The 22,476-nt window shown below is 56.6% G+C and carries 23 protein-coding genes; 10 read left to right on the top strand and 13 right to left on the bottom strand.

Annotated features, from left to right (window positions below):
• Nucleotides 1-150: 150 nt before the first annotated feature.
• A complete protein-coding gene (zwf, locus tag LG383_RS05740; protein WP_106993320.1) occupies nt 151-1,626 on the bottom strand; it encodes a glucose-6-phosphate dehydrogenase in 1,476 nt (491 codons plus the stop codon).
• Between the two features lie 322 nt (nt 1,627-1,948).
• Between zwf and LG383_RS05735 the strand changes: the two genes are divergently transcribed.
• Together LG383_RS05735 and pyk are read left to right on the top strand one after the other, a co-directional pair.
• Nucleotides 1,949-2,854 (top strand): MurR/RpiR family transcriptional regulator, encoded by a 906-nt coding sequence (locus LG383_RS05735; RefSeq protein ID WP_106993321.1) that lies wholly within the window; start codon nt 1,949-1,951, stop codon nt 2,852-2,854.
• A 123-nt stretch (nt 2,855-2,977) separates the two neighbouring features.
• Nucleotides 2,978-4,420: a pyruvate kinase gene (gene pyk / locus LG383_RS05730; protein WP_106993322.1), complete on the top strand. Its 1,443-nt coding sequence runs from the start codon at nt 2,978-2,980 to the stop codon at nt 4,418-4,420.
• 93 nt (nt 4,421-4,513) lie between these two features.
• Here pyk and lpxM read toward each other — a convergent pair whose 3' ends face one another.
• The 3 genes from lpxM to znuA form a co-directional block, all read right to left on the bottom strand.
• Nucleotides 4,514-5,485 carry a lauroyl-Kdo(2)-lipid IV(A) myristoyltransferase gene (lpxM, locus tag LG383_RS05725; protein WP_106993323.1) on the bottom strand — a complete coding sequence of 324 codons (972 nt, stop codon included), beginning with the start codon at nt 5,483-5,485 and terminating at the stop codon, nt 4,514-4,516.
• Between the two features lie 116 nt (nt 5,486-5,601).
• Entirely contained in the window at nt 5,602-6,924 is a 1,323-nt protein-coding gene (gene mepM / locus LG383_RS05720; RefSeq protein WP_106993324.1) for a murein DD-endopeptidase MepM, read from the bottom strand.
• Between the two features lie 15 nt (nt 6,925-6,939).
• Entirely contained in the window at nt 6,940-7,884 is a 945-nt protein-coding gene (gene znuA / locus LG383_RS05715; protein WP_225758537.1) for a zinc ABC transporter substrate-binding protein ZnuA, read from the bottom strand.
• Between the two features lie 78 nt (nt 7,885-7,962).
• On the opposite strand from znuA, the gene znuC reads away from it, so the two are divergent.
• Complete coding sequence (znuC, locus tag LG383_RS05710; protein ID WP_106993325.1) at nt 7,963-8,718, top strand: zinc ABC transporter ATP-binding protein ZnuC; 756 nt, start codon at nt 7,963-7,965, stop codon at nt 8,716-8,718.
• Nucleotides 8,715-9,500 (top strand): zinc ABC transporter permease subunit ZnuB, encoded by a 786-nt coding sequence (gene znuB / locus LG383_RS05705; RefSeq protein ID WP_225758536.1) that lies wholly within the window; start codon nt 8,715-8,717, stop codon nt 9,498-9,500. The genes znuC and znuB overlap by 4 nt, the downstream gene beginning before the upstream one ends.
• Nucleotides 9,501-9,541: 41 nt before the next feature.
• On the opposite strand, the gene ruvB is transcribed toward znuB, so the two are convergent.
• The 6 genes from ruvB to aspS form a co-directional block, all read right to left on the bottom strand.
• Nucleotides 9,542-10,552 (bottom strand): Holliday junction branch migration DNA helicase RuvB, encoded by a 1,011-nt coding sequence (gene ruvB, locus LG383_RS05700; RefSeq protein ID WP_225758535.1) that lies wholly within the window; start codon nt 10,550-10,552, stop codon nt 9,542-9,544.
• An 8-nt stretch (nt 10,553-10,560) separates the two neighbouring features.
• A complete protein-coding gene (gene ruvA / locus LG383_RS05695) occupies nt 10,561-11,172 on the bottom strand; it encodes a Holliday junction branch migration protein RuvA (RefSeq protein ID WP_106993328.1) in 612 nt (203 codons plus the stop codon).
• An 82-nt stretch (nt 11,173-11,254) separates the two neighbouring features.
• Complete coding sequence (ruvC, locus tag LG383_RS05690) at nt 11,255-11,776, bottom strand: crossover junction endodeoxyribonuclease RuvC (RefSeq protein ID WP_106993329.1); 522 nt, start codon at nt 11,774-11,776, stop codon at nt 11,255-11,257.
• A 34-nt stretch (nt 11,777-11,810) separates the two neighbouring features.
• Nucleotides 11,811-12,551 carry a YebC/PmpR family DNA-binding transcriptional regulator gene (locus tag LG383_RS05685; protein WP_225758534.1) on the bottom strand — a complete coding sequence of 247 codons (741 nt, stop codon included), beginning with the start codon at nt 12,549-12,551 and terminating at the stop codon, nt 11,811-11,813.
• Between the two features lie 27 nt (nt 12,552-12,578).
• On the bottom strand, nt 12,579-13,022 hold the full coding sequence (gene nudB, locus LG383_RS05680; RefSeq protein ID WP_106993331.1) for a dihydroneopterin triphosphate diphosphatase: 444 nt from the start codon (nt 13,020-13,022) through the stop codon (nt 12,579-12,581).
• 1 nt (nt 13,023) lies between these two features.
• The gene (gene aspS, locus LG383_RS05675) at nt 13,024-14,796 is read right to left on the bottom strand and encodes an aspartate--tRNA ligase (RefSeq protein ID WP_106993332.1); all 1,773 of its coding nucleotides are present in this window, start codon (nt 14,794-14,796) and stop codon (nt 13,024-13,026) included.
• Nucleotides 14,797-15,036: 240 nt separating this feature from the next.
• On the opposite strand from aspS, the gene LG383_RS05670 reads away from it, so the two are divergent.
• Genes LG383_RS05670 through cmoB form a run of 5 tightly spaced genes read left to right on the top strand, consistent with a single transcriptional unit; the run spans nt 15,037 to nt 18,613 of the window.
• Complete coding sequence (locus LG383_RS05670) at nt 15,037-15,603, top strand: hydrolase (RefSeq protein WP_166182791.1); 567 nt, start codon at nt 15,037-15,039, stop codon at nt 15,601-15,603.
• Nucleotides 15,600-16,418 carry a DUF72 domain-containing protein gene (locus LG383_RS05665; protein WP_225758533.1) on the top strand — a complete coding sequence of 273 codons (819 nt, stop codon included), beginning with the start codon at nt 15,600-15,602 and terminating at the stop codon, nt 16,416-16,418. The genes LG383_RS05670 and LG383_RS05665 overlap by 4 nt, the downstream gene beginning before the upstream one ends.
• Nucleotides 16,419-16,468: 50 nt before the next feature.
• The gene (locus tag LG383_RS05660; RefSeq protein WP_225758532.1) at nt 16,469-16,864 is read left to right on the top strand and encodes an MAPEG family protein; all 396 of its coding nucleotides are present in this window, start codon (nt 16,469-16,471) and stop codon (nt 16,862-16,864) included.
• Between the two features lie 40 nt (nt 16,865-16,904).
• Complete coding sequence (cmoA, locus tag LG383_RS05655; RefSeq protein ID WP_225758531.1) at nt 16,905-17,645, top strand: carboxy-S-adenosyl-L-methionine synthase CmoA; 741 nt, start codon at nt 16,905-16,907, stop codon at nt 17,643-17,645.
• Complete coding sequence (cmoB, locus tag LG383_RS05650; RefSeq protein WP_106993337.1) at nt 17,642-18,613, top strand: tRNA 5-methoxyuridine(34)/uridine 5-oxyacetic acid(34) synthase CmoB; 972 nt, start codon at nt 17,642-17,644, stop codon at nt 18,611-18,613. Before cmoA ends, cmoB begins: the two co-directional genes overlap by 4 nt.
• A 134-nt stretch (nt 18,614-18,747) precedes the next feature.
• On the opposite strand, the gene cutC is transcribed toward cmoB, so the two are convergent.
• Nucleotides 18,748-19,491, bottom strand: coding sequence for a copper homeostasis protein CutC (gene cutC / locus LG383_RS05645; RefSeq protein WP_225758530.1), 744 nt, complete (start codon nt 19,489-19,491; stop codon nt 18,748-18,750).
• A 9-nt stretch (nt 19,492-19,500) separates the two neighbouring features.
• Nucleotides 19,501-20,061, bottom strand: coding sequence for a VOC family protein (locus LG383_RS05640; RefSeq protein ID WP_225759508.1), 561 nt, complete (start codon nt 20,059-20,061; stop codon nt 19,501-19,503).
• Nucleotides 20,062-20,236: 175 nt separating this feature from the next.
• Between LG383_RS05640 and argS the strand changes: the two genes are divergently transcribed.
• The gene (argS, locus tag LG383_RS05635; RefSeq protein ID WP_106993340.1) at nt 20,237-21,970 is read left to right on the top strand and encodes an arginine--tRNA ligase; all 1,734 of its coding nucleotides are present in this window, start codon (nt 20,237-20,239) and stop codon (nt 21,968-21,970) included.
• Between the two features lie 38 nt (nt 21,971-22,008).
• Here argS and LG383_RS05630 read toward each other — a convergent pair whose 3' ends face one another.
• Entirely contained in the window at nt 22,009-22,458 is a 450-nt protein-coding gene (locus tag LG383_RS05630; protein ID WP_225758529.1) for a DUF3421 domain-containing protein, read from the bottom strand.
• Nucleotides 22,459-22,476 lie beyond the last annotated feature (18 nt).

Genomic DNA, 22,476 nt, shown 5'->3' with positions numbered 1-22,476 from the left:
CCGGAGCTCTGGGGCAAAATCGCTTCAGCCAGTGTAATAAAAAAAGCTCCGGGTGGAAATCCACCCGGAGCTTAAATGATTAAATATTGCGCACTGGCCTGAGCCAGATCATGTTACCGGTAAAATAACCCCTAAGGATTAACGGCCAGGTTACTCAAACTCGTTCCAGGAACGGCCATCACGAGTGATCATTGCCACAGAGGCAACCGGTCCCCAGGTACCCGCCTGATACGGTTTCGGTGCATCCTGATCCGCAGCCCAGGCTTCGGTGATGGAGTCAACCCACTTCCACGCCTCCTCCACTTCGTCACGGCGCACAAACAGCGCCTGAATGCCACGCATGGTTTCCAGCAGCAGACGTTCGTAAGCATCAGCCAGATGGTTCTGGTTGAAGGTTTCGGAGTAGCTCAGATCCAGCTTGGTGGTCTGCAGGTTGTGCTTGTGATCCAGGCCAGGCACCTTGTTCAGCACCTGAATATCCACGCCCTCGTCCGGCTGCAGACGAATGGTCAGTTTATTCTGCGGCAGCTCCTGCCAGGACTCTTTGAACAGGTTCAGTTCCGGGTTCTTAAAGTAGACCACCACTTCAGAGCATTTGGCCGGCAGACGCTTACCGGTACGCAGGTAGAACGGTACGCCCGCCCAGCGCCAGTTATCGATATCCACGCGGATGGCGACGAAGGTTTCGGTACTGCTGGTTTTATTCGCACCCTCTTCTTCCAGATAGCCAGGCACTTTTTTACCCTGGGCAAAACCGGCGGTGTACTGGCCGCGAACCGTTTTTTCACGCACGTTGGAGCGATCGATGCGGCGCAGGGACTTCAGCACTTTTACCTTCTCATCGCGAATGCTGTCTGCGGAGAGATCTGACGGCGGTGCCATGGCGATCATGCAGAGAATTTGCAGCAGGTGGTTCTGGATCATGTCGCGCATCTGACCGGCCTGGTCAAAGTAACCCCAGCGACCTTCAATCCCCACCTCTTCCGCCACGGTGATCTCCACGTGATCGATGGTGCGGTTATCCCAGTTGTTCACAAACAGGGAGTTGGCGAAACGCAGCGCCAGCAGGTTCAGCACCGTCTCTTTACCGAGGTAGTGGTCGATACGGTAAACCTGGCACTCTTCGAAGTATTCCCCGACCTGGTCGTTGATTTCACGGGAGGTCGCCAGCGAGGTACCCAGCGGTTTTTCCATTACCACACGTGCAGGCTTGGCGTTCAGTTTGGCTTCGCCGAGCCCTTTGCAGATGGCGCCAAAGGTGCTTGGCGGCATAGCGAAATAGTTGATGGTGACGCGATTTTTCTGATCGAGCATCGCGCCCAGTTCAGAAAAGGCCGAGGTGTCGTTCACGTCGAGGTTGCAGAAATCGAGACGTCCACTCAGCGTATCCCACAAACTTTCATCGATCTTCTCCTTCATGAAAGTTTCCAGCGCTTCGCGCACCACTTTGGTATACGCGTCTTTATCCCAGTCGGCACGGCCCACGCCCAGGATGCGCGTCTCCGGGTGGATTTGACCCGCTTTTTCCAGTTGATACAGGGAAGGCAGCAATTTACGGCGTGCAAGATCGCCTTTCGCGCCGAAAATGACCAGGTCACATGCCTGGGCTGTTTGCGTTACCGCCATGTCATTCTCCTCAGTTGGATACCCTGGTGCTTTTGCCAGAATATCGTTGTAATTTTATTACATGCACTCTACTGCTTTTATGTCATTCCCGAAACCATTTGCACTTATCCTCGCGTGCGATACGGCGATATTTCGCCAGGCAATAGCCCCGCGCAGGGTTATAAAGGTCAAATGGGTGAAACTTTGTTCTGCCAGGCCGTTGCTAAAATCCGACAGCGATCAAGTAATGAAAAAAAACAACAACATTTTTGTCGGGGTTTGCCCTTTTCGGCACATCACAGGGGTATATTCTTGCTAATTCGAATCGCGATTTCACCCCTTAATGAAATCGTTTCCACCGATGAGCGCCGTGTTAATAATGAACATGCTGGAAAAAATCCAGTTTCAACTGGAACACCTTAGCAAATCCGAGCGAAAAGTGGCTGAAGTAATTCTCGCCGCCCCGGCTCAGGCCATTCATTCCAGCATCGCCACTCTGGCCCAGGAGTCGGGGGTCAGCGAACCGACCGTTAACCGCTTCTGCCGCAGCATGGAGACGCGTGGCTATCCCGATTTTAAACTGCATCTGGCGCAAAGTCTGGCTAACGGCACGCCCTATGTAAACCGCAATGTCGATGAAGACGACAGCGTGGAGGCCTACACCGGCAAAATCTTTGAATCGGCGATGGCTACCCTGGACCAGGTCCGCCAGTCGCTGGATATGGGATCGGTTAATCGGGCCGTCGACCTGCTGACTCAGGCCAAGAAGATCGCCTTCTTTGGTCTCGGGTCGTCAGCCGCCGTCGCTCACGATGCAATGAATAAATTTTTTCGCTTTAATGTCCCGGTTATCTATTCCGACGACATCGTGCTGCAACGCATGAGTTGTATGAATTGTAACGAAGATGACGTGGTGGTGCTGATATCGCATACTGGTCGCACCAAGAGTCTGGTCGAACTGGCCCAGCTGGCGCGTGAAAACGATGCCATGGTGATTGCCCTCACCACCACCGGTACGCCGCTGGCACGTGAAGCGACGCTGGCGATCACCCTCGACGTGCCGGAAGACACCGATATCTATATGCCGATGGTGTCGCGTCTGGCGCAGCTGACCGTCATCGACGTGCTGGCCACCGGCTTTACCCTGCGCCGCGGGGCGAAATTCAGAGATAACTTGAAGCGTGTCAAAGAAGCGCTTAAGGAATCGCGTTTTGATAAAGAGTTGTTCATCAAGGGTGAAGTTCCCTGATCGTCACTGATAAAGTTGTTACTTTTTTCGGCATTCGGTAAGTTGCCAGTGTGTATTACGGCGGACAACGTGCCGAATCATCGTTCACGCAACACCAGGTTGTTTCAGACAACGGAGTATTACATGTCCAGAAGGCTTCGCAGAACCAAGATCGTTACCACCTTAGGCCCGGCCACTGACCGCGATAATAATCTCGAGAAAATCATCGCAGCAGGCGCCAACGTGGTACGTATGAACTTTTCTCACGGCACACCGGAAGATCATAAATTACGTGCAGATAAGGTCCGTGAGATCGCGGCAAAACTGGGACGTCATGTAGCTATTCTCGGTGACCTGCAGGGTCCCAAAATCCGCGTATCAACCTTCAAAGAAGGCAAAGTTTTCCTCAATATCGGTGACAAGTTCCTGCTCGACGCCAACCTGAGCAAAGGCGAAGGCGATAAAGAGAAAGTGGGGATCGACTATAAAGGCCTGCCTGCTGACGTGGTGCCAGGCGATATCCTGCTGCTCGACGACGGTCGCGTTCAGCTGAAAGTGCTGGAAGTTCAGGGCATGAAGGTGTTCACCGAAGTGACCGTTGGCGGCCCGCTCTCCAACAATAAGGGCATTAACAAACTGGGCGGCGGTCTCTCTGCCGAAGCCCTGACCGAAAAAGACAAAGCCGATATTCTCACCGCGGCCGAGATTGGCGTGGACTACCTGGCCGTCTCCTTCCCGCGCTGCGGCGAAGATCTGAACTACGCTCGTCGTCTGGCGCGTGATGCAGGTTGCGATGCCAAAATCGTCGCCAAAGTGGAACGTGCTGAAGCGGTCTGCAGCCAGGATGCAATGGATGACATCATCCTCGCCTCTGACGTGGTGATGGTGGCCCGTGGTGACCTGGGCGTTGAGATTGGCGACCCGGAACTGGTGGGGATCCAGAAGGCGCTGATCCGCCGTGCCCGTCAGCTTAACCGCTCCGTGATCACTGCAACCCAGATGATGGAGTCGATGATCACTAACCCAATGCCGACCCGTGCGGAAGTGATGGACGTGGCCAACGCCGTGCTCGACGGTACCGATGCGGTAATGCTGTCAGCCGAAACCGCTGCCGGCCAGTATCCGGCGGAAACCGTGGCCGCGATGGCGCGCGTCTGCCTGGGTGCAGAGAAGATCCCAAGCATCAACGTCTCCAAGCACCGTCTGGACATTCAGTTCGACAACGTGGAAGAAGCCATTGCGATGTCGGCGATGTATGCCGCTAACCACCTGAAGGGCGTGACCGCGATCATCACCATGACCGAATCCGGCCGCACCGCGCTGATGACCTCGCGTATCAGCTCCGGCCTGCCGATCTTCGCTATGTCTCGTCATGAGCGCACCCTGAACCTGACCGCGCTGTATCGCGGCGTGACGCCGGTGTTCTTCGACAGCAACAGCGACGGCGTGGCCGCGGCGAACGACGCCGTGAACCTGCTGCGCGACAAAGGCTATCTGGTCTCCGGGGATATCGTTATCGTGACCCAGGGCGATGTAATGAGCACCATCGGCTCAACCAATACCACCCGCGTGATGACCGTCGAATAAGTCGGCTGTTTTGCCACCCGGCCTACAGATTCGTAGGCCCGTGCAAGCGAAGCGCCGCCGGGCAAAAAAAATCCCCCGAAACCGGGGGATTTTTTATTTCTTCGGATAGAGCTCTTTGCGCTTGTACGGCTCTTTCTCGCCCGGCTTGCGCGTCTTCAGCAGTTTCAGGATCCAGGTGTATTGCTCCGCATGCGGCCCCACCAGAATCTCCACCTCCTGGTTCATCCGGCGCGCAATGGTGTTGTCGTCGGCGGTAAGCAGATCGTCCATCGGCGGGCGCACTTCAATCGTCAGACGATGCGTTTTGCCATCGTAAATCGGGAATAACGGGATCACCCGCGCCTGGCATACCTTCATCAACCGGCCAATGGCGGGCAGCGTCGCCTTATAGGTGGCGAAGAAATCGACAAACTCGCTGTGTTCCGGCCCGTGATCCTGATCCGGGAGATAGTAGCCCCAGTAGCCCTGGCGTACGGACTTGATAAAGGGTTTGATGCCGTCGTTACGCGCATGCAGGCGGCCGCCAAAGCGGCGGCGAACCGTGTTCCAGACATAATCGAAGACCTTGTTCCCCTGGTTGTGGAACATGGCCGCCATTTTCTGCCCCTGCGACGCCATCAGCATCGCCGGAATATCCACGCCCCAGCCGTGTGGCACCAGGAAGATCACCTTTTCGTCATTGCGACGCATCTCCTCGATGATCTCCAGCCCTTTCCAGTCAACGCGACTGGCAACCTTTTCCGGCCCGCGTATCGCCAGCTCGCCCATCATCGCCATCGCCTGCGGCGCGGTGGTAAACATCTCATCGATGATGGCTTCACGCTCCTCCTCGCTCTTCTCCGGGAAGCAGTAGAAGAGATTTATCTGTGCGCGACGGCGGGCACTTTTACCCAGCTTGCCCGCCAGACGGCCCACTTTACCGAGCAGCGGGTCGCGCACGGAGGCGGGAAGCATCGCAATACCCGCAAAGGCATACACACCCAGCCAGGCGCCCCAGAAGCGCGGATGACGGAAGGATTTCTCAAATTCAGGAATGTACTCGCTGTTGTTTTTTTGGGTTTCCATGCTTTTTCCAGGGCGGGTGACACGTAAAAGAGTAATGCGTTAGTTTAGCGAGGCCATGCGTAAGGCACAAAAGAAAAAGCCGGTGCAGTAACGCCCCGGCTTTTATCGCTGCAGTATTAATCAATACTGAGCTGCGGAATAACCTCTTTGACCTGCGCCAGATAGTCGCTGCGGTCTTTACCGGTCAGCCCCTCGGTACGCGGCAGCTTCGCCGTTAACGGGTTGACCGCCTGCTGGTTGATCCATACTTCATAGTGCAGATGCGGGCCGGTAGAACGACCGGTGTTGCCCGACAGCGCAATGCGATCGCCACGTTTTACCTTCTGGCCCGGCTTCACCAGCATCTTACGCAGGTGCATATAGCGGGTGGTGTAGGTCCGCCCGTGACGCACGGCAACGTAATAGCCTGCAGCACCGCTGCGTTTTGCCATGACCACTTCGCCATCACCCACCGCCAGAACCGGTGTCCCCTGCGGCATGGCGAAATCCACACCACGGTGCGGGGCCACGCGACCGGTGACCGGGTTCAGACGGCGCGGGTTGAAGTTCGACGAGACACGGAACTGTTTCGAGGTCGGGAAGCGTAAGAAACCTTTCGCCAGCCCGGTACCGTTACGATCGTAGAATTTGCCGTCTTCGGCACGGATCGCATAGTAATCTTTACCGTCAGAGCGTAGACGAACCCCAAGCAGCTGACTCTGCTCACGCTTGCCGTCCAGCATTTCGCGGGACATCAGCACCGACCAGGCGTCGCCTTTTTTCAGCTTACGGAAGTCCATCTGCCACTGCATGGCTTTGATCACCGAACTGATTTCACCGCTGGTCAGCCCTGCATCACGCGCGCTGGCAACGAAGCTACCGCCGCTTAAGGTGCCTTTAAGGGCGTTGTTAACCCAGTCGCCCTGCTGCATTTCACTGCTCATCTTGAAACCGTTATCAGCACGATCGTAGGTGCGGGTTTCACGACGGGAGACTTCCCAGGTCAGGCGCTGTAAATCGCCGCTGTCGGTCAGGGTCCATGAGAGCTGCTGACCAATTTTCAGGTTACGCAGATCTTTATCCGCGGCAGCAAGCCGGCTGATTTCACCCATATCGATACCGTACTGGTTAAGCACGCTGCTTAAGGTATCGCCAGTTGAAACCACATATTCATGGACGCCACTTTCAGGGGCGATTTTGTCATCCAGTTCATCCTGCGGAATAGCTTCTTCTTCCTGCGGGGCCTGGTCGATAGGTTCACTGGCTTCGGGTAACAGTGAGCGGATTTCGTTTCTTTCCAGTTCGATGGTCTTGATAACTGGCGTGGAATTCGGGTGATAAACATAGGGCCGCCAGACGGCGACCGCTAAGGTGAGAACAGTAAGCGACCCCAGCATGACGCGGTGGGGCCGGGGCAGATTATTAAATGCCAGGGCGACAGAGCGGGCTATCTGTTGCACGTATTCACTTCCTCGTTAATCTCCTTTCAGGCAGCTCGCATACTGGTTCGCCAGTTGGCTGAGAAACTGCGAATAACTCGCTTTGCTCAACTGGATAGAGGTTCCCAGTGGGTCAAGGGTGCCCATACGCACGGACGTACCCCTTGCCACGGCTTCAACGACCGCTGGCCTGAACTGTGGCTCAGCAAAAACGCAGGACGCTTTCTGCTCAACCAACTGTGTTCTGATTTCATGTAAACGCTGCGCACCGGGTTGAATCTCTGGATTGACGGTGAAATGGCCAAGCGGCGTGAGACCGTAGTGTTTTTCGTAGTAGCCATAGGCATCATGAAAAACGAAATATCCTTTACCTTTCAGTGGTGCGAGCTCGGTACCCACCTGCTTGTCGGTTGCGGCAAGTTGTGCCTCAAAATCCTTCAGGTTGGCGTCAAGTTTGGCTCGACTTTGCGGCATAAGTTCCACTAATTTTTCGTGGATTGCAACCGCCGAAAGGCGCGCTATCTCAGGGGAAAGCCAGAGGTGCATATTGTAGTCACCGTGATGGTGATGCTCGTCACCTTTTTCGCCTTCGGCCGTCCCGTGATCGTGGTCATGATCGTCATCATCAGACCCTTTCATGAGAAGCGGTTTCACACCTGGAAGATTAGCGATGCTAACCTGTTTGGCTGCCGGCAACTGATTGGCGGATTTCTGCATGAAGGCTTCCATCTCCGGACCAATCCAGACCACTAAGTCTGCGTTTTGTAAGCGTTTTACATCTGAAGGACGCAGGGAATAGTCGTGTTCTGAGGCGCCATCAGGCAGTAATACCTGGGTTTCTGTCACTCCGTCGGCGATAGCGGATGCGATAAAACCGAGCGGCTTTAGCGAAGCGACAACGGCGGCGTTAACATCTTGTGCTGTTGAACCCCAAAGGGCAGCGGATAATGCTGCGAAAAGAAGCGTATTTTTCTGTAACATAATGCGACTATTCATCGTAATGAGTTGGTGGAATGTGATATTATAACATTCGATGACTTCTGCAAGCATAAAATTGATATGACGAATCTGGTATCTCTCGAAAACATTTCGGTTTCATTCGGTCAGCGCCGCGTCCTCTCTGACGTTTCGCTGGATTTGAAGCCCGGCAAAATTCTGACGCTACTCGGTCCAAACGGCGCGGGTAAATCAACGCTGGTGCGCGTGGTGCTGGGCCTGGTAGCACCCGACAGCGGCCTTATCAAGCGTGACCGGCAGCTGCGCATCGGCTATGTGCCGCAGAAGCTGCATCTGGACGCCACTCTCCCGTTAACGGTCAGCCGTTTCCTGCGTCTGCGTCCCGACACACGTAAAGAGGACATTCTTCCGGCGCTCAAGCGCGTGCAGGCCGGACATCTGATCGAAGCGCCTCTGCAAAAGCTCTCCGGCGGCGAGACCCAGCGCGTGCTGCTGGCCCGCGCCCTGCTGAACAGGCCGCAGCTGCTGGTGCTCGATGAGCCGACCCAGGGTGTGGACGTCAACGGTCAGGTGGCGCTGTATGACCTGATCGATCAGCTGCGTAAAGAGCTGGACTGCGCCGTGCTGATGGTGTCGCACGACCTGCATCTGGTGATGGCGAAAACGGACGAAGTGCTCTGTCTCAACCATCACATCTGCTGCTCTGGCACACCGGAAGTGGTCTCCATGCACCCTGAGTTTATCTCGATGTTTGGCCCTCGCGGCGCCGAACAGCTGGGCATTTATCGCCACCATCACAACCACCGCCATGATTTGCAGGGCCGCATTGTCCTGCGCCGGGGAAACGGTAACTCATGATTGAACTCTTATTGCCCGGCTGGCTGGCCGGGATGATGCTCGCCTGCGCGGCGGGTCCACTGGGCTCGTTTGTCGTCTGGCGCCGGATGTCCTACTTTGGCGATACCCTCGCCCACGCCTCCCTGCTGGGGGTAGCATTTGGCTTACTGCTGGATGTCAATCCATTCTATGCGGTGATTGTGGTGACGCTGCTGCTGGCCGCCGGTCTGGTGTGGCTGGAAAAGCGCCCGCACCTGGCGGTGGATACGCTGCTCGGGATCATGGCGCACAGCGCCCTGTCGCTGGGTCTGGTAGTGGTCAGCCTGATGTCCAACATCCGCGTAGATCTGATGGCCTATCTGTTTGGCGATCTGCTGGCGGTGACGCCGGACGATCTGATCGCCATCGCTATCGGGGTGGTGATTGTGCTGGCTATCCTGCTGTGGCAGTGGCGAAACCTGCTGGCGATGACCATCAGCCCGGATTTAGCCTTTGTGGATGGTGTGAAGCTGCAGCGCGTCAAGCTACTGCTGATGCTGGTGACCGCGCTGACCATTGGCGTGGCGATGAAGTTTGTCGGGGCGTTAATTATTACGTCGCTGCTGATTATTCCTGCCGCCACCGCGCGCCGTTTTGCCCGCACGCCGGAGCAGATGGCCGGCGTGGCCGTAGGCGTGGGAATGATTGCCGTGACCGGCGGGTTAACCTTCTCGGCATTTTACGACACCCCTGCCGGACCCTCGGTGGTGCTGTGCGCGGCAGCGCTGTTTATCTTCAGCATGATGAAGAAACCTGCCAGCTGATGGCGTTGCCCGGTGGCGCTACGCTTACCGGGCCTACAACATTACGGCATCTCCGGCGGCTTAATGCCGAAGTGATCCCAGGCCCGCACCGTCGCCATGCGCCCGCGTGGCGTACGCTGCAAAAAGCCCTGCTGAATCAGGTACGGCTCCAGCACATCTTCAATAGTTTCCCGCTCTTCACCAATGGCTGCCGCCAGGTTATCCAGCCCCACCGGCCCGCCAAAGAACTTGTCCAGCACCGCCAGCAGCAGCTTGCGGTCCATATAGTCAAAGCCTTCGGCATCCACATTTAACATATCCAGCGCCTGGGCGGCGATATCCAGCGAAATAGTGCCGTCGTGCTTCACTTCGGCAAAATCACGCACCCTGCGCAGGAGACGGTTGGCGATACGCGGCGTACCGCGGGAACGCTTCGCCACTTCAAAGGCCCCCTCCTCGCTCATCTCCAGCCCCATATAGCGCGCGCTACGGCTGACGATGTGCTGGAGATCGGGCACCTGATAAAACTCCAGACGCTGGACGATGCCAAAACGATCGCGCAGCGGCGAGGTTAACGAGCCCGCACGGGTGGTAGCGCCAATCAGGGTGAACGGCGGCAAATCGATCTTAATCGAGCGCGCGGCCGGGCCTTCACCAATCATGATATCCAGCTGGTAGTCTTCCATGGCCGGATAGAGCACCTCTTCCACCACCGGTGAAAGACGGTGGATCTCATCGATAAACAGCACATCGTGGGGTTCGAGGTTGGTCAGCATCGCCGCCAGATCGCCGGCCTTTTCCAGCACCGGGCCGGAAGTGGTGCGCAGATTGACGCCCATCTCATTGGCGACAATATTGGCGAGGGTGGTTTTCCCCAGCCCCGGTGGGCCAAAAATCAGCAGGTGATCGAGGGCGTCGCCGCGAAGTTTTGCTGCCTGGATAAAGATCTCCATCTGCGAGCGCACCTGCGGCTGGCCAATATACTCATCCAGCAGCTTCGGGCGGATCGCACGGTCCACCAGATCTTCTGCCTGAACGTTGCCTGCCGAGACCAGACGGTCTGCTTCAATCATCCTTTACCTCACAATGCGGCGCGCAGCGCTTCACGAATCAGGGTTTCACTGGTGGCGTCCGGTTTCGCAATTTTGCTGACCATCCGGCTCGCTTCCTGAGGTTTATAGCCCAGCGCCACCAGCGCGGCAACCGCTTCCTGCTCCGCATCATCGTCAGTCGGACCGGCAGGGGAAGTCAGGACCAGATCGGCTGCTGGCGTAAACAGATCGCCGTGCAGGCCTTTAAAGCGGTCTTTCATCTCGACAATCAGGCGCTCCGCCGTTTTCTTGCCGATGCCAGGGAGTTTCACCAACGCTGCCAGCTCTTCACGCTCAACGGCATTCACGAACTGCTGCGCCGACATCCCGGAGAGGATCGCCAGCGCCAGTTTTGGACCGACGCCGTTGGTCTTAATCAGCTCTTTAAACAGCGTACGTTCCTGTTTGTTATTAAAGCCAAACAGCAGCTGAGCATCTTCACGAACGATAAAGTGGGTAAAAATGATCGCTTCTTGTCCCACTTCCGGCAGTTCGTAGAAACAGGTCATCGGCATATGCACTTCGTAGCCCACGCCTCCGGTCTCAAGCAGCACTATCGGGGGTTGTTTTTCGAGGATGATGCCTCTGAGTCTGCCTATCACGTGACGCTCCTGCGTTAAGAACTGAAATTTACCGCTGCCATCATAAAAAAAGGCTGGATAAACATCCAGCCTGATTTTTCATTTAGCGTAATCGACCTCGCGCCAGATTGAGCCGCGATTCGCTTATTTGCATCGCGTTCTGGGTAACGTGGCAATGGGTTATCGCGATGGCCAGCGCATCGGCGGCATCCGCCTGCGGATTGGCCGGCAGCTTCAGCAAGGTACGCACCATGTGCTGCACCTGGCTTTTATCTGCCCCGCCATTTCCTACCACGGTTTGCTTAACCTGTCGCGCGGCGTATTCGAATACCGGCAGATCCTGATTCATCGCCGCGACAATCGCCACGCCGCGGGCCTGACCGAGCTTCAGCGCCGAGTCGGCATTCTTCGCCATAAACACCTGTTCGATGGCGAAAAAGTCCGGCTGGAACTGGGTGATGATCTCCGTCACGCCTGCGTAGATAAGCTTCAGGCGTGACGGCAGATCCTCTACTTTGGTACGGATACAGCCGCTGCCCAGGTAGGTCAACTGACGCCCGACCTGGCGAATAACGCCATAACCGGTGATGCGTGAGCCCGGGTCAATGCCGAGGATAATTGCCATCACGCCTCTCCGGTTGTCGGTTTAAGCTCAGCCATTACAGCGTTGCCGCAACCTCGTCGGAGATTTCACCGTTGTGGTAAACTTCCTGCACATCGTCACAATCTTCGAGCATGTCGATCAGACGCAGCAGCTTCGGTGCGGTTTCCGCATCCATGTCCGCTTTGGTGGACGGGATCATGGTGACTTCAGCCGCGTCGGCTTTCAGGCCTGCTGCTTCCAGAGCATCACGCACTGCGCCCATCTCTTCCCATGCGGTATAGACATCAATCGCGCCGTCGTCATAGGTCACAACGTCTTCAGCACCCGCTTCCAGCGCCGCTTCCATGATCACGTCTTCGTCGCCTTTCTCGAAGGAGATCACGCCTTTTTTGCTGAACAGGTAGGCTACGGAACCGTCGGTACCCAGGTTGCCACCGGTTTTGGTGAAGGCGTGACGCACTTCGGCAACGGTACGGTTACGGTTGTCGGACAGGCACTCAATCATCACCGCGGTGCCGCCTGGGCCGTAACCTTCATAAATGATGGTTTCCATGTTCGCGTCATCGTCGCCGCCTACGCCACGGGCGATAGCACGGTTCAGGGTGTCACGCGTCATGTTGTTGCTCAGCGCTTTATCGATCGCCGCACGCAGACGTGGATTGGAGGCCGCATCGCCGCCGCCCAGACGGGCAGCCGTCACCAGCTCACGAATGATTTTGGTAAAGATCTTACCGCGTTTGGCATCCTGTGCCGCTTTGCGGTGTTTGGTGTTGGCCCACTTACTATGACCTGCCATAAAAAGTTCTCCAAAAAGCGCGCCCTCTCAGGCGGCGTTAATTACAAATTCTTCAATCGCCTGCCGGTTGCTCCACGACTTGGTTAAGGTTGCGGCCTCGGCCGCGTTAACCCAGCGGTAGGTCAGGTGTTCGGTGAACACGATCTCCCGCTCGTGAGGAAGCGCAAGGCAGAACCAGGATTCCGTATTGCGTTCAGTCCCCGGCGCATAGCGATGACGTAAATGGCTAAAAATTTCAAAATCCACCGTGCGCTGACAGTCCTTCAGGGTCAGTTGCTCGCGAGCAACATCAATGGTGACCTCTTCCTTTACTTCGCGCGCGGCGGCCTGCAGCGCGGTTTCACCCTCTTCCAGGCTGCCGGTAACCGACTGCCAGAACGCGGGATCGTCGCGCCGCTGCAACATCAGCACCCGCTTCGTGTCCTGGGCATAAATGACAACTAAGACAGAAACGGGAAGCTTATATGTCATATCAGTTTTTCTCTTCCTTTTTCACCACTTCGATACCCAGCTCGCTCAGGGAGGTTGGGTTAGCAAAGCTTGGCGCTTCGGTCATCAGACAGGCAGCGGCGGTGGTTTTCGGGAAGGCGATAACGTCACGGATGTTGTCGGTGCCGGTCAGCAGCATGGTCAGGCGATCCAGACCAAAGGCCAGACCTGCGTGCGGTGGAGTACCGTACTTCAGGGCATCCAGTAGGAAGCCGAACTTCTCGCGCTGTTCCTGTTCATTGATACCCAGAATACCGAACACCGTCTGCTGCATTTCCATGCTGTGAATACGCACGGAACCGCCGCCCACTTCGTAGCCGTTGATGACCATGTCGTAGGCGTTCGCCACCGCATCTTCCGGTGCCGCTTTCAGCTCTGCCGCGCTCATCTCTTTTGCCGAGGTGAACGGGTGGTGCATTGCGGTCAGGCCGCCTTCGCCGTCGTCTTCAAACATTGGGAAGTCGATAACCCACAGCGGCGCCCATTTGGCTTCGTCGGTCAGGTTCAGATCTTTACCCAGTTTCAGACGCAGCGCGCCCATGGAGTCGGCCACCACTTTCTTGTTGTCCGCGCCGAAGAAGATCATGTCCCCGTCCTGGGCTTCAGTACGCGCCAGAATGGATTCAACGATCTCAGCATTGAGGAATTTGGCCACCGGGCTGGTGATGCCTTCGATGCCTTTCGCGCGCTCGGTGACTTTGATGTAAGCCAGGCCTTTCGCGCCATAAATCTTGATGAAGTTGCCGTAGTCATCGATCTGCTTACGGCTTAAGCTCGCGCCACCCGGTACACGCAGGGCAGCCACGCGGCCTTTCGCATCGTTAGCCGGGCCGGAGAAGACCGCGAACTCAACCTCTTTCACCAGGTCGGCAACGTCTACCAGCTCCATCGGGTTACGCAGGTCTGGTTTGTCGGAACCGTAGCGACGCTCGGCTTCGGCGAAGGTCATGATCGGGAAGTCGCCCAGATCCACACCCTTCACGTCCAGCCACAGGCTGCGTACCAGCGCTTCCATCACTTCACGCACCTGCTCGGCGGTCATGAAGGAGGTCTCGACGTCGATCTGGGTAAATTCAGGCTGACGGTCAGCACGCAGATCTTCGTCGCGGAAGCATTTAACGATCTGATAGTAACGGTCGAAGCCGGACATCATCAGCAGCTGTTTGAACAGCTGAGGAGACTGTGGCAGCGCGTAGAATTTGCCTTTATGCACACGGGATGGCACGAGGTAGTCACGCGCGCCTTCCGGGGTCGCTTTGGTCAGCATCGGGGTTTCGATATCGAGGAAACCGTGATCGTCCATAAAGCGGCGTACCAGGCTGGTGATTTTGGCACGGGTTTTCAGGCGATCGGCCATTTCAGGGCGACGCAGGTCGAGGTAGCGGAATTTCAGACGCGCTTCTTCGGTATTGACGTGGTTGAAATCCAGCGGCAGTGATTCTGAACGGTTGATAATGGTCAGATCGGTCGCCAGCACTTCAATTTCGCCGGTCGCCATGTCGCTGTTGATGTTCTTTTCGTCACGCGCACGCACGGTGCCGGTCACCTGGATGCAGAACTCATTACGCAGCTCAGAGGCCAGCTTTAACGCGTCGGCACGATCTGGATCGAAAAATACCTGCACGATGCCTTCGCGGTCGCGCATATCGATAAAGATAAGGCTGCCAAGATCACGACGACGGTTAACCCAACCACACAGGGTCACCTGCTGTCCGACGTGGGACTGACGCAGCTGCCCGCAATATTCTGTACGCATGAGATATCCCTTAACTTAGCCGCAGGCTACAAGGTCGCAGCTTTTTGTATTTCAAACTGGATGAAAAAAGGCGGCTATTATACTGGAAATTCCGCCAGACGATAAGAGAGAAGCGCGCCAGACGCGCGATTGCTGCTCGCATCTTGCATATTCTCACAAAAATTAACAAAAATATCAGGCCCGGAACACGCCATGGCAGCGTAAGGTATTCACCACGCTAACTATTTAACAGGAAAAACCATGTTGACATTCGACGCCGCTAAAACCGCCCTGGTAGTCATTGATTTACAGGAAGGGATCCTGCCCTTTGCCGGTGGCCCGCATACGGCACAGGAGGTGGTCAGCCGCAGCGCCCGTCTGGCAGAAAAATGCCGCGCCAACGGTTCGCCGGTGGTGATGGTCCGCGTAGGCTGGTCCGCTGACTTTGCCGAGGCGCTGAAGCAGCCTGTCGATGCCCAGGGCGCGGCTCACGCCCTGCCGGACAACTGGTGGGACTATCCGCTGTCACTCGGCAAGCAGGACAGCGATATTGAAGTGACCAAACGCCAGTGGGGCGCCTTCTACGGCACCGATCTGGAGTTACAGCTGCGCCGTCGCGGGATCGACACTATAATTCTGTGCGGGATCGCCACCAACATTGGCGTAGAGTCCACCGCGCGCAACGCCTGGGAGCTGGGTTTTAATCTGGTGATCGCCGAAGATGCCTGCAGCACGGCCACCACCGAGCAGCACCAGGCCAGTATGACCCATATTTTCCCGCGCATTTCCCGGGTGCGCAGCACTGAAGAGATTATCAACGCGCTATGATCTATCTGGGGTTACCCCAATGGTCGCACCCGAAATGGGTGCGGCTGGGCATTACCGGTCTTGAGGAGTACGCTCGCCACTTTAACTGTGTGGAGGGCAACACGACGCTGTACGCCCTGCCGAAGGCCGACGTGGTGGCGCGCTGGCGGGAGCAGACCAGCGACGACTTTCGCTTCTGCTTTAAATTCCCGGCCACCATTTCCCATCAGGCCGCGCTGCGCAACTGCGACGATCTTACCGAAGAGTTTTTCACCCGGCTGTCGCCGCTGGCGAACCGCATCGGCCAGTACTGGGTTCAGCTTCCTGCCACCTTTGGCCCCCGCGATCTGCCCGCGCTATGGCAGTTTCTCGACGCCCTGCCCCGGGAATTTACCTACGGCGTGGAAGTTCGTCATCCTGAGTTCTTTATGAAAGGCGAGGCGGAGCAAGCGCTCAACCGCGGTCTGCATGAGCGCGGCGTCAATAGAACGATACTCGACAGCCGTCCGGTGCATGCCGCCATCCCGCACAACGAGGCGATCATCGACGCCCAGCGCAAAAAACCGAAGGTGCCGGTACATGCGGTGATGACTGCCAGCAATCCGATGGTGCGCTTTATCGGCAGCGACAATATGGTGCAAAACCAGGCGCTGTTTGCCGTCTGGCTGCAAACCCTGGCGAAGTGGGAACAGGCCGGTACGCCTTATCTTTTTTTACATACTCCCGATATTGCTCAGGCGCCTGAACTGGTCGATGCTCTCTGGCAAGCCTTGCGGGACGTGGCGCCGTCGATGGGCGACGCCCCTAACATTCCGCAACAATCTTCTCTTTTCTGATCCCAGCCCCTATCATAGAAGTGCCATCTGCCAAAAAACAGGGAGTTTGTATGGTTTGCGCGCTGTATGCGGTGCTGGGTGCGTTGCTGTTAATTAAGTTTTCGTTCGATGTTGCGCGCCTGCGGATGTTGTACCGCGTCTCTTATGGAGATGGCGGGTTTTCGGAGCTGCAAACCGCGATCCGCATTCATGGCAATGCGGTGGAATACATTCCGGCTGCCCTGATTTTGCTGTTGTTTATGGAAATGAACGGCGCTGAGACCTGGATGTTGCATGTCTGCGGCCTGCTGCTGATCCTTGGGCGCCTGATGCACTACTACGGCTTTCATCAACGCCTGTTCCGCTGGCGCCGCTCCGGCATGAGCGCCACCTGGTGTTCGCTTGTGCTAATGGTGCTGGCTAACCTGTGGTACATGCCGTGGGAGTTGGTTTTCTCATTGCATTAGCGCACAATACGCCCCTTTATTTTTCCCGGATTTTTACGTTATGTCAGATCGCGACACGCTTTTTTCTGCGCCTATCGCCAGTCTGGGCGACTGGACCTTCGATGAACGGGTAGCTGAAGTCTTCCCGGATATGATCCAGCGCTCGGTTCCCGGCTACTCCAATATCATCTCCATGATCGGCATGCTGGCGGAACGCTTTGTTCAGCCCGACACGCAGGTCTACGATCTGGGATGTTCGCTGGGCGCGGCCACGCTGTCGGTTCGTCGTAACATCAAGCACGACGGGTGTAACATCATCGCCGTCGACAATTCACCGGCGATGGTTGAACGCTGCCGCCGTCATATCGACGCCTGGAAAGCCCCCACCCCGGTTGACGTGATCGAAGGCGATATCCGCCATATCGAGATTAAAAACGCCTCAATGGTGGTGCTGAATTTTACCCTGCAATTCCTGGAGCCCGACGATCGTCAGCTGTTGCTGGACAAAATTTATCAGGGGCTGAACCCTGGCGGCGCGCTGGTGCTGTCGGAGAAATTCAGCTTCGAAGATGCCACCGTTGGTGAGCTGCTGTTCAACATGCACCACGATTTCAAGCGGGCCAACGGCTACAGCGAGCTGGAGATCAGCCAGAAGCGCAGCATGCTGGAGAACGTGATGCTGACCGACTCGGTCGAAGCCCACAAAGCCCGCCTGCACAAGGCCGGATTCGAGCACAGCGAGCTGTGGTTCCAGTGCTTTAACTTTGGCTCTCTGGTGGCGCTAAAAGGCGGTAACGCATGATCGATTTCGGTAACTTTTATCAGCTGATTGCTAAAAATCACCTGTCGCACTGGCTGGAAACCCTGCCGGCGCAGATCGCTTCCTGGCAGCGCGAGTCCCTGCACGGTCAGTTTAAGCAGTGGAGCAACGCGGTTGAATTTCTGCCGGAGATGACCCCGTACAAACTGGATCTGCTGCACAGCGTCACCGCCGAAAGCGAAGCGCCGCTGAGCGAAGGTCAGATGGTGCGTCTCGACAAGCTGATGCGCAATCTGATGCCGTGGCGTAAAGGGCCGTTCTCCCTGTACGGCATGAATATCGATACTGAATGGCATTCGGACTGGAAATGGGATCGCGTGTTGCCGCACCTGTCCGACTTAACCGGGCGCACCATTCTGGATGTGGGCTGCGGTAGCGGGTATCACCTGTGGCGCATGATCGGCGCGGGCGCCCATCTGGCGGTCGGGATTGATCCGATGCAGCTGTTCCTGTGTCAGTTCGAAGCGGTGCGCAAACTGCTGGGCAACGACCAGCGCGCGCACCTGTTACCGCTGGGCATTGAGCAGCTTCCGGCGCTGGCGGCGTTTGATACCGTCTTCTCGATGGGCGTGCTCTATCACCGTCGTTCCCCGCTGGAACACCTCTGGCAGTTGAAAGATCAGCTGGTCAGCGGCGGTGAGCTGGTGCTGGAGACGCTGGTCATTGAAGGCGATGAAAATGCGGTGCTGGTGCCGGGCGATCGTTATGCGCAGATGCGTAACGTTTACTTTATCCCGTCGGCGCTGGCGCTGAAAAACTGGCTGGCGAAGTGTGGCTTTGTAGATATCCGTATCGCAGACGTTTGCGTCACCACCACCGAAGAGCAGCGCCGCACCGAGTGGATGACCACCGAGTCGCTGGCCGAGTTCCTCGACCCGAATGACAGCAGCAAAACGATTGAAGGTTATCCGGCGCCAGTACGTGCGGTGTTGATTGCCACCAAACCGTAGCGTTTAGCCGGGTGGCGGCTTCGCCTTACCCGGCCTACAAAAACTGTGGACAAAAAAAGACCCCTGTTGAAATTGCAGGGGCCTGGTACAAACAAGCATCATGTTGGGCGACATGATGCGCGGTAAAAACTGTTTTAACGACAATACCTTTCGATTATCGCCTTCATCTCTGCAACCGACTCTCCGTCCACGCCATAGCGGGAATATTCATCCGCTTCGGCATCCGTCGACATCGACAAGCCTGTGTTGCGATAGCGCATGGGTGACGGCAACCATCTGCCTGCCGAGCTGTGAAGCTCGAATACCCCTGCCTGTAAAAACGTTTCCAGGTTAGCGGCGCGAACGCCAGCACCTGCCATTATTATTGGAACACCTGATTGCGCTTTTAGTTCCTTAATTAATGAAATACCTTTTTCGGCAGAGGCTTGTTGGCCCGAAGTAAGCACCCTCGCCACCCCCAGTTCCGCCAGATTTTCAAAGGCTTGCTGTGGGTTTACGCACATATCGAAGGCGCGATGAAAAGTTACCGCCATCCCCTGCGCGGCGGCCATAATCTGGCGCATGCGCGGCATATCGATATGGCCATCCTCATCCAGCAGGCCGGTTACCAGCCCCGGGAAACCCAGCTGCTTCAGAAGGGCGATATCCTCCAGCATGGCGTTAAATTCGCCGGTGCTGTAGCAAAAATCCCCGCCGCGCGGACGGATAATCGGGTGCACCGGGATGGTCACCGCCTGACGCACCGATTTCAGCACGCCATAAGAGGGGGTCAGCCCGCCCTCTTTCGGGGCCGCACAGAGTTCAATGCGATCGGCACCACGCGCCTGCGCGGTCACGGCACACTCCATGCTGTAACAACAGATCTCAAGCAATGCCATAAAACCTCCTTATTGTTCGCTGGCGACAATCTCTTCGATGGTCCAGGGGTGAAACTTCACCGTCACGCTGCCGTCGGTGACCGCAAGGGTTGGATTCGGCAGGCGTTCGCGCTCCCCTTTCGGCGAGCTGGTTTTGACAAAGATCCCCGACTGGCTCAGTCCGTCGTCAGACAGCAGCGCCAGGGCGCGGGCATTCAGGGACTCGGGGTCGCCAGGCAGCACGATTTCGATGTGCTCCCAGCCTTCATGGGGATAGCGTTTCTCACCCGGCCACGGCAGTTCAACCACGTCGAAACGCCAGTGGTCGACGCAAACCGGCTCGTGCAGCTTAAACAGGCAGATCGGACGACCATTGATGAGGGTTTCCGAGAGCAGCTCGCCGCACTGCTCAAACCCGCGCCGCCAGCGATCGGCGGTGGCATTCTGGTGGCAACGCAGGGAGATATGATCCGCCGCCAGCGGAGCGATATCCAGACCCAGACGTTCGGCAAGCGCCGTAAAGGCCCCGATGAAACGCGGTAAATCAGCTGCAATATCCTGCAGCTCGTCAACAGATTGCCAGTTCGCCATCATTGATACTCTTATCGTCATGCAAAAGCGTTAATTTACTCTGTTGCCGGCCAGCGACCAACCGCTGATTTGAGCCAGTGCTGACGGCAACGGGCAATTGCAGTATACTCCCGGCCTAAATTCTTTAACGGGCGCGGCGGCATGATGGCCCGCGTCAAAAATGTAAGGTATCCCGGTGAATATTCAGGCTCTTCTCTCAGAAAAAGTCAGTCAGGCACTGATTGCTGCAGGCGCACCTGCAGACTGTGAACCGCAGGTTCGTCAGTCAGCGAAAGTACAGTTTGGCGACTATCAGGCCAATGGCGTGATGGCAGTGGCTAAAAAACTGGGCATGGCGCCGCGACAACTCGCAGAGCAGGTCCTGACGCATCTGGATCTCCAGGGTATCGCCAGCAAAACCGAAATTGCCGGGCCGGGCTTTATCAATATCTTCCTCGACCCCGCTTTCCTGGCACAACATGTTGATGCGGCCCTGAAATCTGACCGTCTGGGCGTGGCACAGCCAGAAGCCCAAACCATCGTTGTCGACTACTCCGCCCCGAACGTGGCGAAAGAGATGCACGTCGGTCACCTGCGCTCCACCATCATCGGCGACGCCTCGGTGCGCACCCTTGAGTTCCTCGGTCACAACGTGATCCGCGCGAACCACGTCGGCGACTGGGGTACCCAGTTCGGGATGCTGATCGCCTGGCTGGAAAAACAGCAGCAGGATAACGCCGGTGAGATGGCCCTGGCGGACCTCGAAGGCTTCTACCGCGACGCGAAAAAGCACTACGACGAAGACGAAGCCTTTGCCGAGCGCGCGCGTAGCTACGTAGTGAAACTGCAGGGCGGCGACGAGTATTTCCGTAAGATGTGGCGCCAGCTGGTGGACATCACCATGTCCCAGAACCAGCTCACCTACGATCGCCTGAACGTGACCCTGACCCGTAAAGATGTGATGGGCGAGAGCCTGTACAACCCGATGCTGGCCGGTATCGTGGCCGATCTGAAGGCTAAAGGGCTGGCGGTGGAAAGCGAAGGCGCAACGGTCGTATTCCTTGATGAGTATAAAAACAAGGAAGGCGAACCGATGGGCGTCATCATCCAGAAAAAGGATGGCGGCTACCTCTACACCACCACCGATATCGCCTGCGCGAAGTATCGCTACGAAACCCTGCATGCGGATCGCGTGCTCTATTACATCGACTCGCGCCAGCACCAGCACCTGATGCAGGCGTGGACCATCGTGCGCAAAGCGGGCTATGTACCGGATTCCGTGCCGCTGGAACACCACATGTTCGGCATGATGCTGGGCAAAGACGGCAAGCCGTTCAAAACCCGTGCCGGCGGTACCGTGAAGCTGGCGGATCTGCTGGACGAGGCGCTGGAGCGTGCCCGCCGTCTGGTGGCCGAGAAAAACCCGGACATGCCTGCTGACGAGCTGGAAAAACTGGCCAACGCCGTGGGCATCGGTGCGGTGAAATACGCGGATCTCTCCAAGAACCGTACCACCGACTACGTATTTGACTGGGATAACATGCTGGCCTTCGAAGGCAACACCGCGCCATACATGCAGTATGCCTACACCCGCGTGCTGTCTGTATTCCGTAAAGCTGACATCGACGAAAGCGTGCTGGCCCAGGCGCAGGTAATCATCAGCGAAGATCGCGAAGCACAGCTGGCGGCCCGTCTGCTGCAGTTCGAAGAGACGCTGTCCGTAGTGGCCCGCGACGGTACGCCGCACGTGATGTGTGCCTATCTGTACGATCTGGCTGGCCTATTCTCCGGCTTCTACGAGCACTGCCCTATCCTCTCCGCCGAGAGCGAAGCAGTACGCAACAGCCGCCTGAAGCTGGCGCAGCTGACGGCGAAGACCCTGAAGCTGGGTCTGGATACCCTGGGTATCGAAACCGTCGAACGCATGTAATGACGAGAACGTCCGCCTCTGACGAGGCGGACGTTTTATTACAGGGTGTCGTAATCACCCACTAACACTTCGTAATCTTCAACATCCCACTCTTTATTCTGGTAGCTAATACAGCATCCTTTCAACAGGTGCGTACCGGCTTTACCCACGAACAACCCGTTCGGGAACTTTGCTCGTGCCACATAAAGTTTTTTGCCATCGGCTTCTTCGCCCGCCTGAATTGCCCCTGCCGGGATCGCCTTGCCATGAACCCGGACCCATTTCACCGGTCCGACGTACACCTCAAATTCGCGGCAGATATACTCCTTACCCCCAAAGGGAATATAGGCCCCAAACCCGTAAGCTAATTTCCCGGGATGTATTCCGCCCTTATAATTAGCACGAACAATAAATAAAGGGATGGGGATATGGACACCCGGCGCGTTATTTTCATAACCTGCAACAGGTGCATCCAGAGCAATAAAAACATCAGTGGACTTCTGCCACATGATTCTATCCTTATTGAT

It is taken from the genome of Leclercia sp. Marseille-Q4284 (assembly GCF_916618945.1).
GTDB lineage: Bacteria > Pseudomonadota > Gammaproteobacteria > Enterobacterales > Enterobacteriaceae > Enterobacter > Enterobacter tamurae.
The sequence above is the reverse complement of the archived record's forward strand: the minus strand, read 5'-3'. Positions and strand labels throughout refer to the sequence as shown.

What these genes read in the sequence shown, in the direction of transcription:
- zwf (WP_106993320.1), bottom strand. Translation starts at nt 1,626, where the DNA reads ATGGCGGTAACGCAAACAGCCCAGGCATGTGACCTGGTCATTTTCGGC.
- LG383_RS05735 (WP_106993321.1), top strand. Translation starts at nt 1,949, where the DNA reads ATGAAATCGTTTCCACCGATGAGCGCCGTGTTAATAATGAACATGCTG.
- pyk (WP_106993322.1), top strand. Translation starts at nt 2,978, where the DNA reads ATGTCCAGAAGGCTTCGCAGAACCAAGATCGTTACCACCTTAGGCCCG.
- lpxM (WP_106993323.1), bottom strand. Translation starts at nt 5,485, where the DNA reads ATGGAAACCCAAAAAAACAACAGCGAGTACATTCCTGAATTTGAGAAA.
- znuA (WP_225758537.1), bottom strand. Translation starts at nt 7,884, where the DNA reads ATGTTACAGAAAAATACGCTTCTTTTCGCAGCATTATCCGCTGCCCTT.
- znuC (WP_106993325.1), top strand. Translation starts at nt 7,963, where the DNA reads ATGACGAATCTGGTATCTCTCGAAAACATTTCGGTTTCATTCGGTCAG.
- znuB (WP_225758536.1), top strand. Translation starts at nt 8,715, where the DNA reads ATGATTGAACTCTTATTGCCCGGCTGGCTGGCCGGGATGATGCTCGCC.
- ruvB (WP_225758535.1), bottom strand. Translation starts at nt 10,552, where the DNA reads ATGATTGAAGCAGACCGTCTGGTCTCGGCAGGCAACGTTCAGGCAGAA.
- ruvC (WP_106993329.1), bottom strand. Translation starts at nt 11,776, where the DNA reads ATGGCAATTATCCTCGGCATTGACCCGGGCTCACGCATCACCGGTTAT.
- LG383_RS05685 (WP_225758534.1), bottom strand. Translation starts at nt 12,551, where the DNA reads ATGGCAGGTCATAGTAAGTGGGCCAACACCAAACACCGCAAAGCGGCA.
- nudB (WP_106993331.1), bottom strand. Translation starts at nt 13,022, where the DNA reads ATGACATATAAGCTTCCCGTTTCTGTCTTAGTTGTCATTTATGCCCAG.
- aspS (WP_106993332.1), bottom strand. Translation starts at nt 14,796, where the DNA reads ATGCGTACAGAATATTGCGGGCAGCTGCGTCAGTCCCACGTCGGACAG.
- LG383_RS05670 (WP_166182791.1), top strand. Translation starts at nt 15,037, where the DNA reads ATGTTGACATTCGACGCCGCTAAAACCGCCCTGGTAGTCATTGATTTA.
- LG383_RS05665 (WP_225758533.1), top strand. Translation starts at nt 15,600, where the DNA reads ATGATCTATCTGGGGTTACCCCAATGGTCGCACCCGAAATGGGTGCGG.
- LG383_RS05660 (WP_225758532.1), top strand. Translation starts at nt 16,469, where the DNA reads ATGGTTTGCGCGCTGTATGCGGTGCTGGGTGCGTTGCTGTTAATTAAG.
- cmoA (WP_225758531.1), top strand. Translation starts at nt 16,905, where the DNA reads ATGTCAGATCGCGACACGCTTTTTTCTGCGCCTATCGCCAGTCTGGGC.
- cmoB (WP_106993337.1), top strand. Translation starts at nt 17,642, where the DNA reads ATGATCGATTTCGGTAACTTTTATCAGCTGATTGCTAAAAATCACCTG.
- cutC (WP_225758530.1), bottom strand. Translation starts at nt 19,491, where the DNA reads ATGGCATTGCTTGAGATCTGTTGTTACAGCATGGAGTGTGCCGTGACC.
- LG383_RS05640 (WP_225759508.1), bottom strand. Translation starts at nt 20,061, where the DNA reads ATGGCGAACTGGCAATCTGTTGACGAGCTGCAGGATATTGCAGCTGAT.
- LG383_RS05630 (WP_225758529.1), bottom strand. Translation starts at nt 22,458, where the DNA reads ATGTGGCAGAAGTCCACTGATGTTTTTATTGCTCTGGATGCACCTGTT.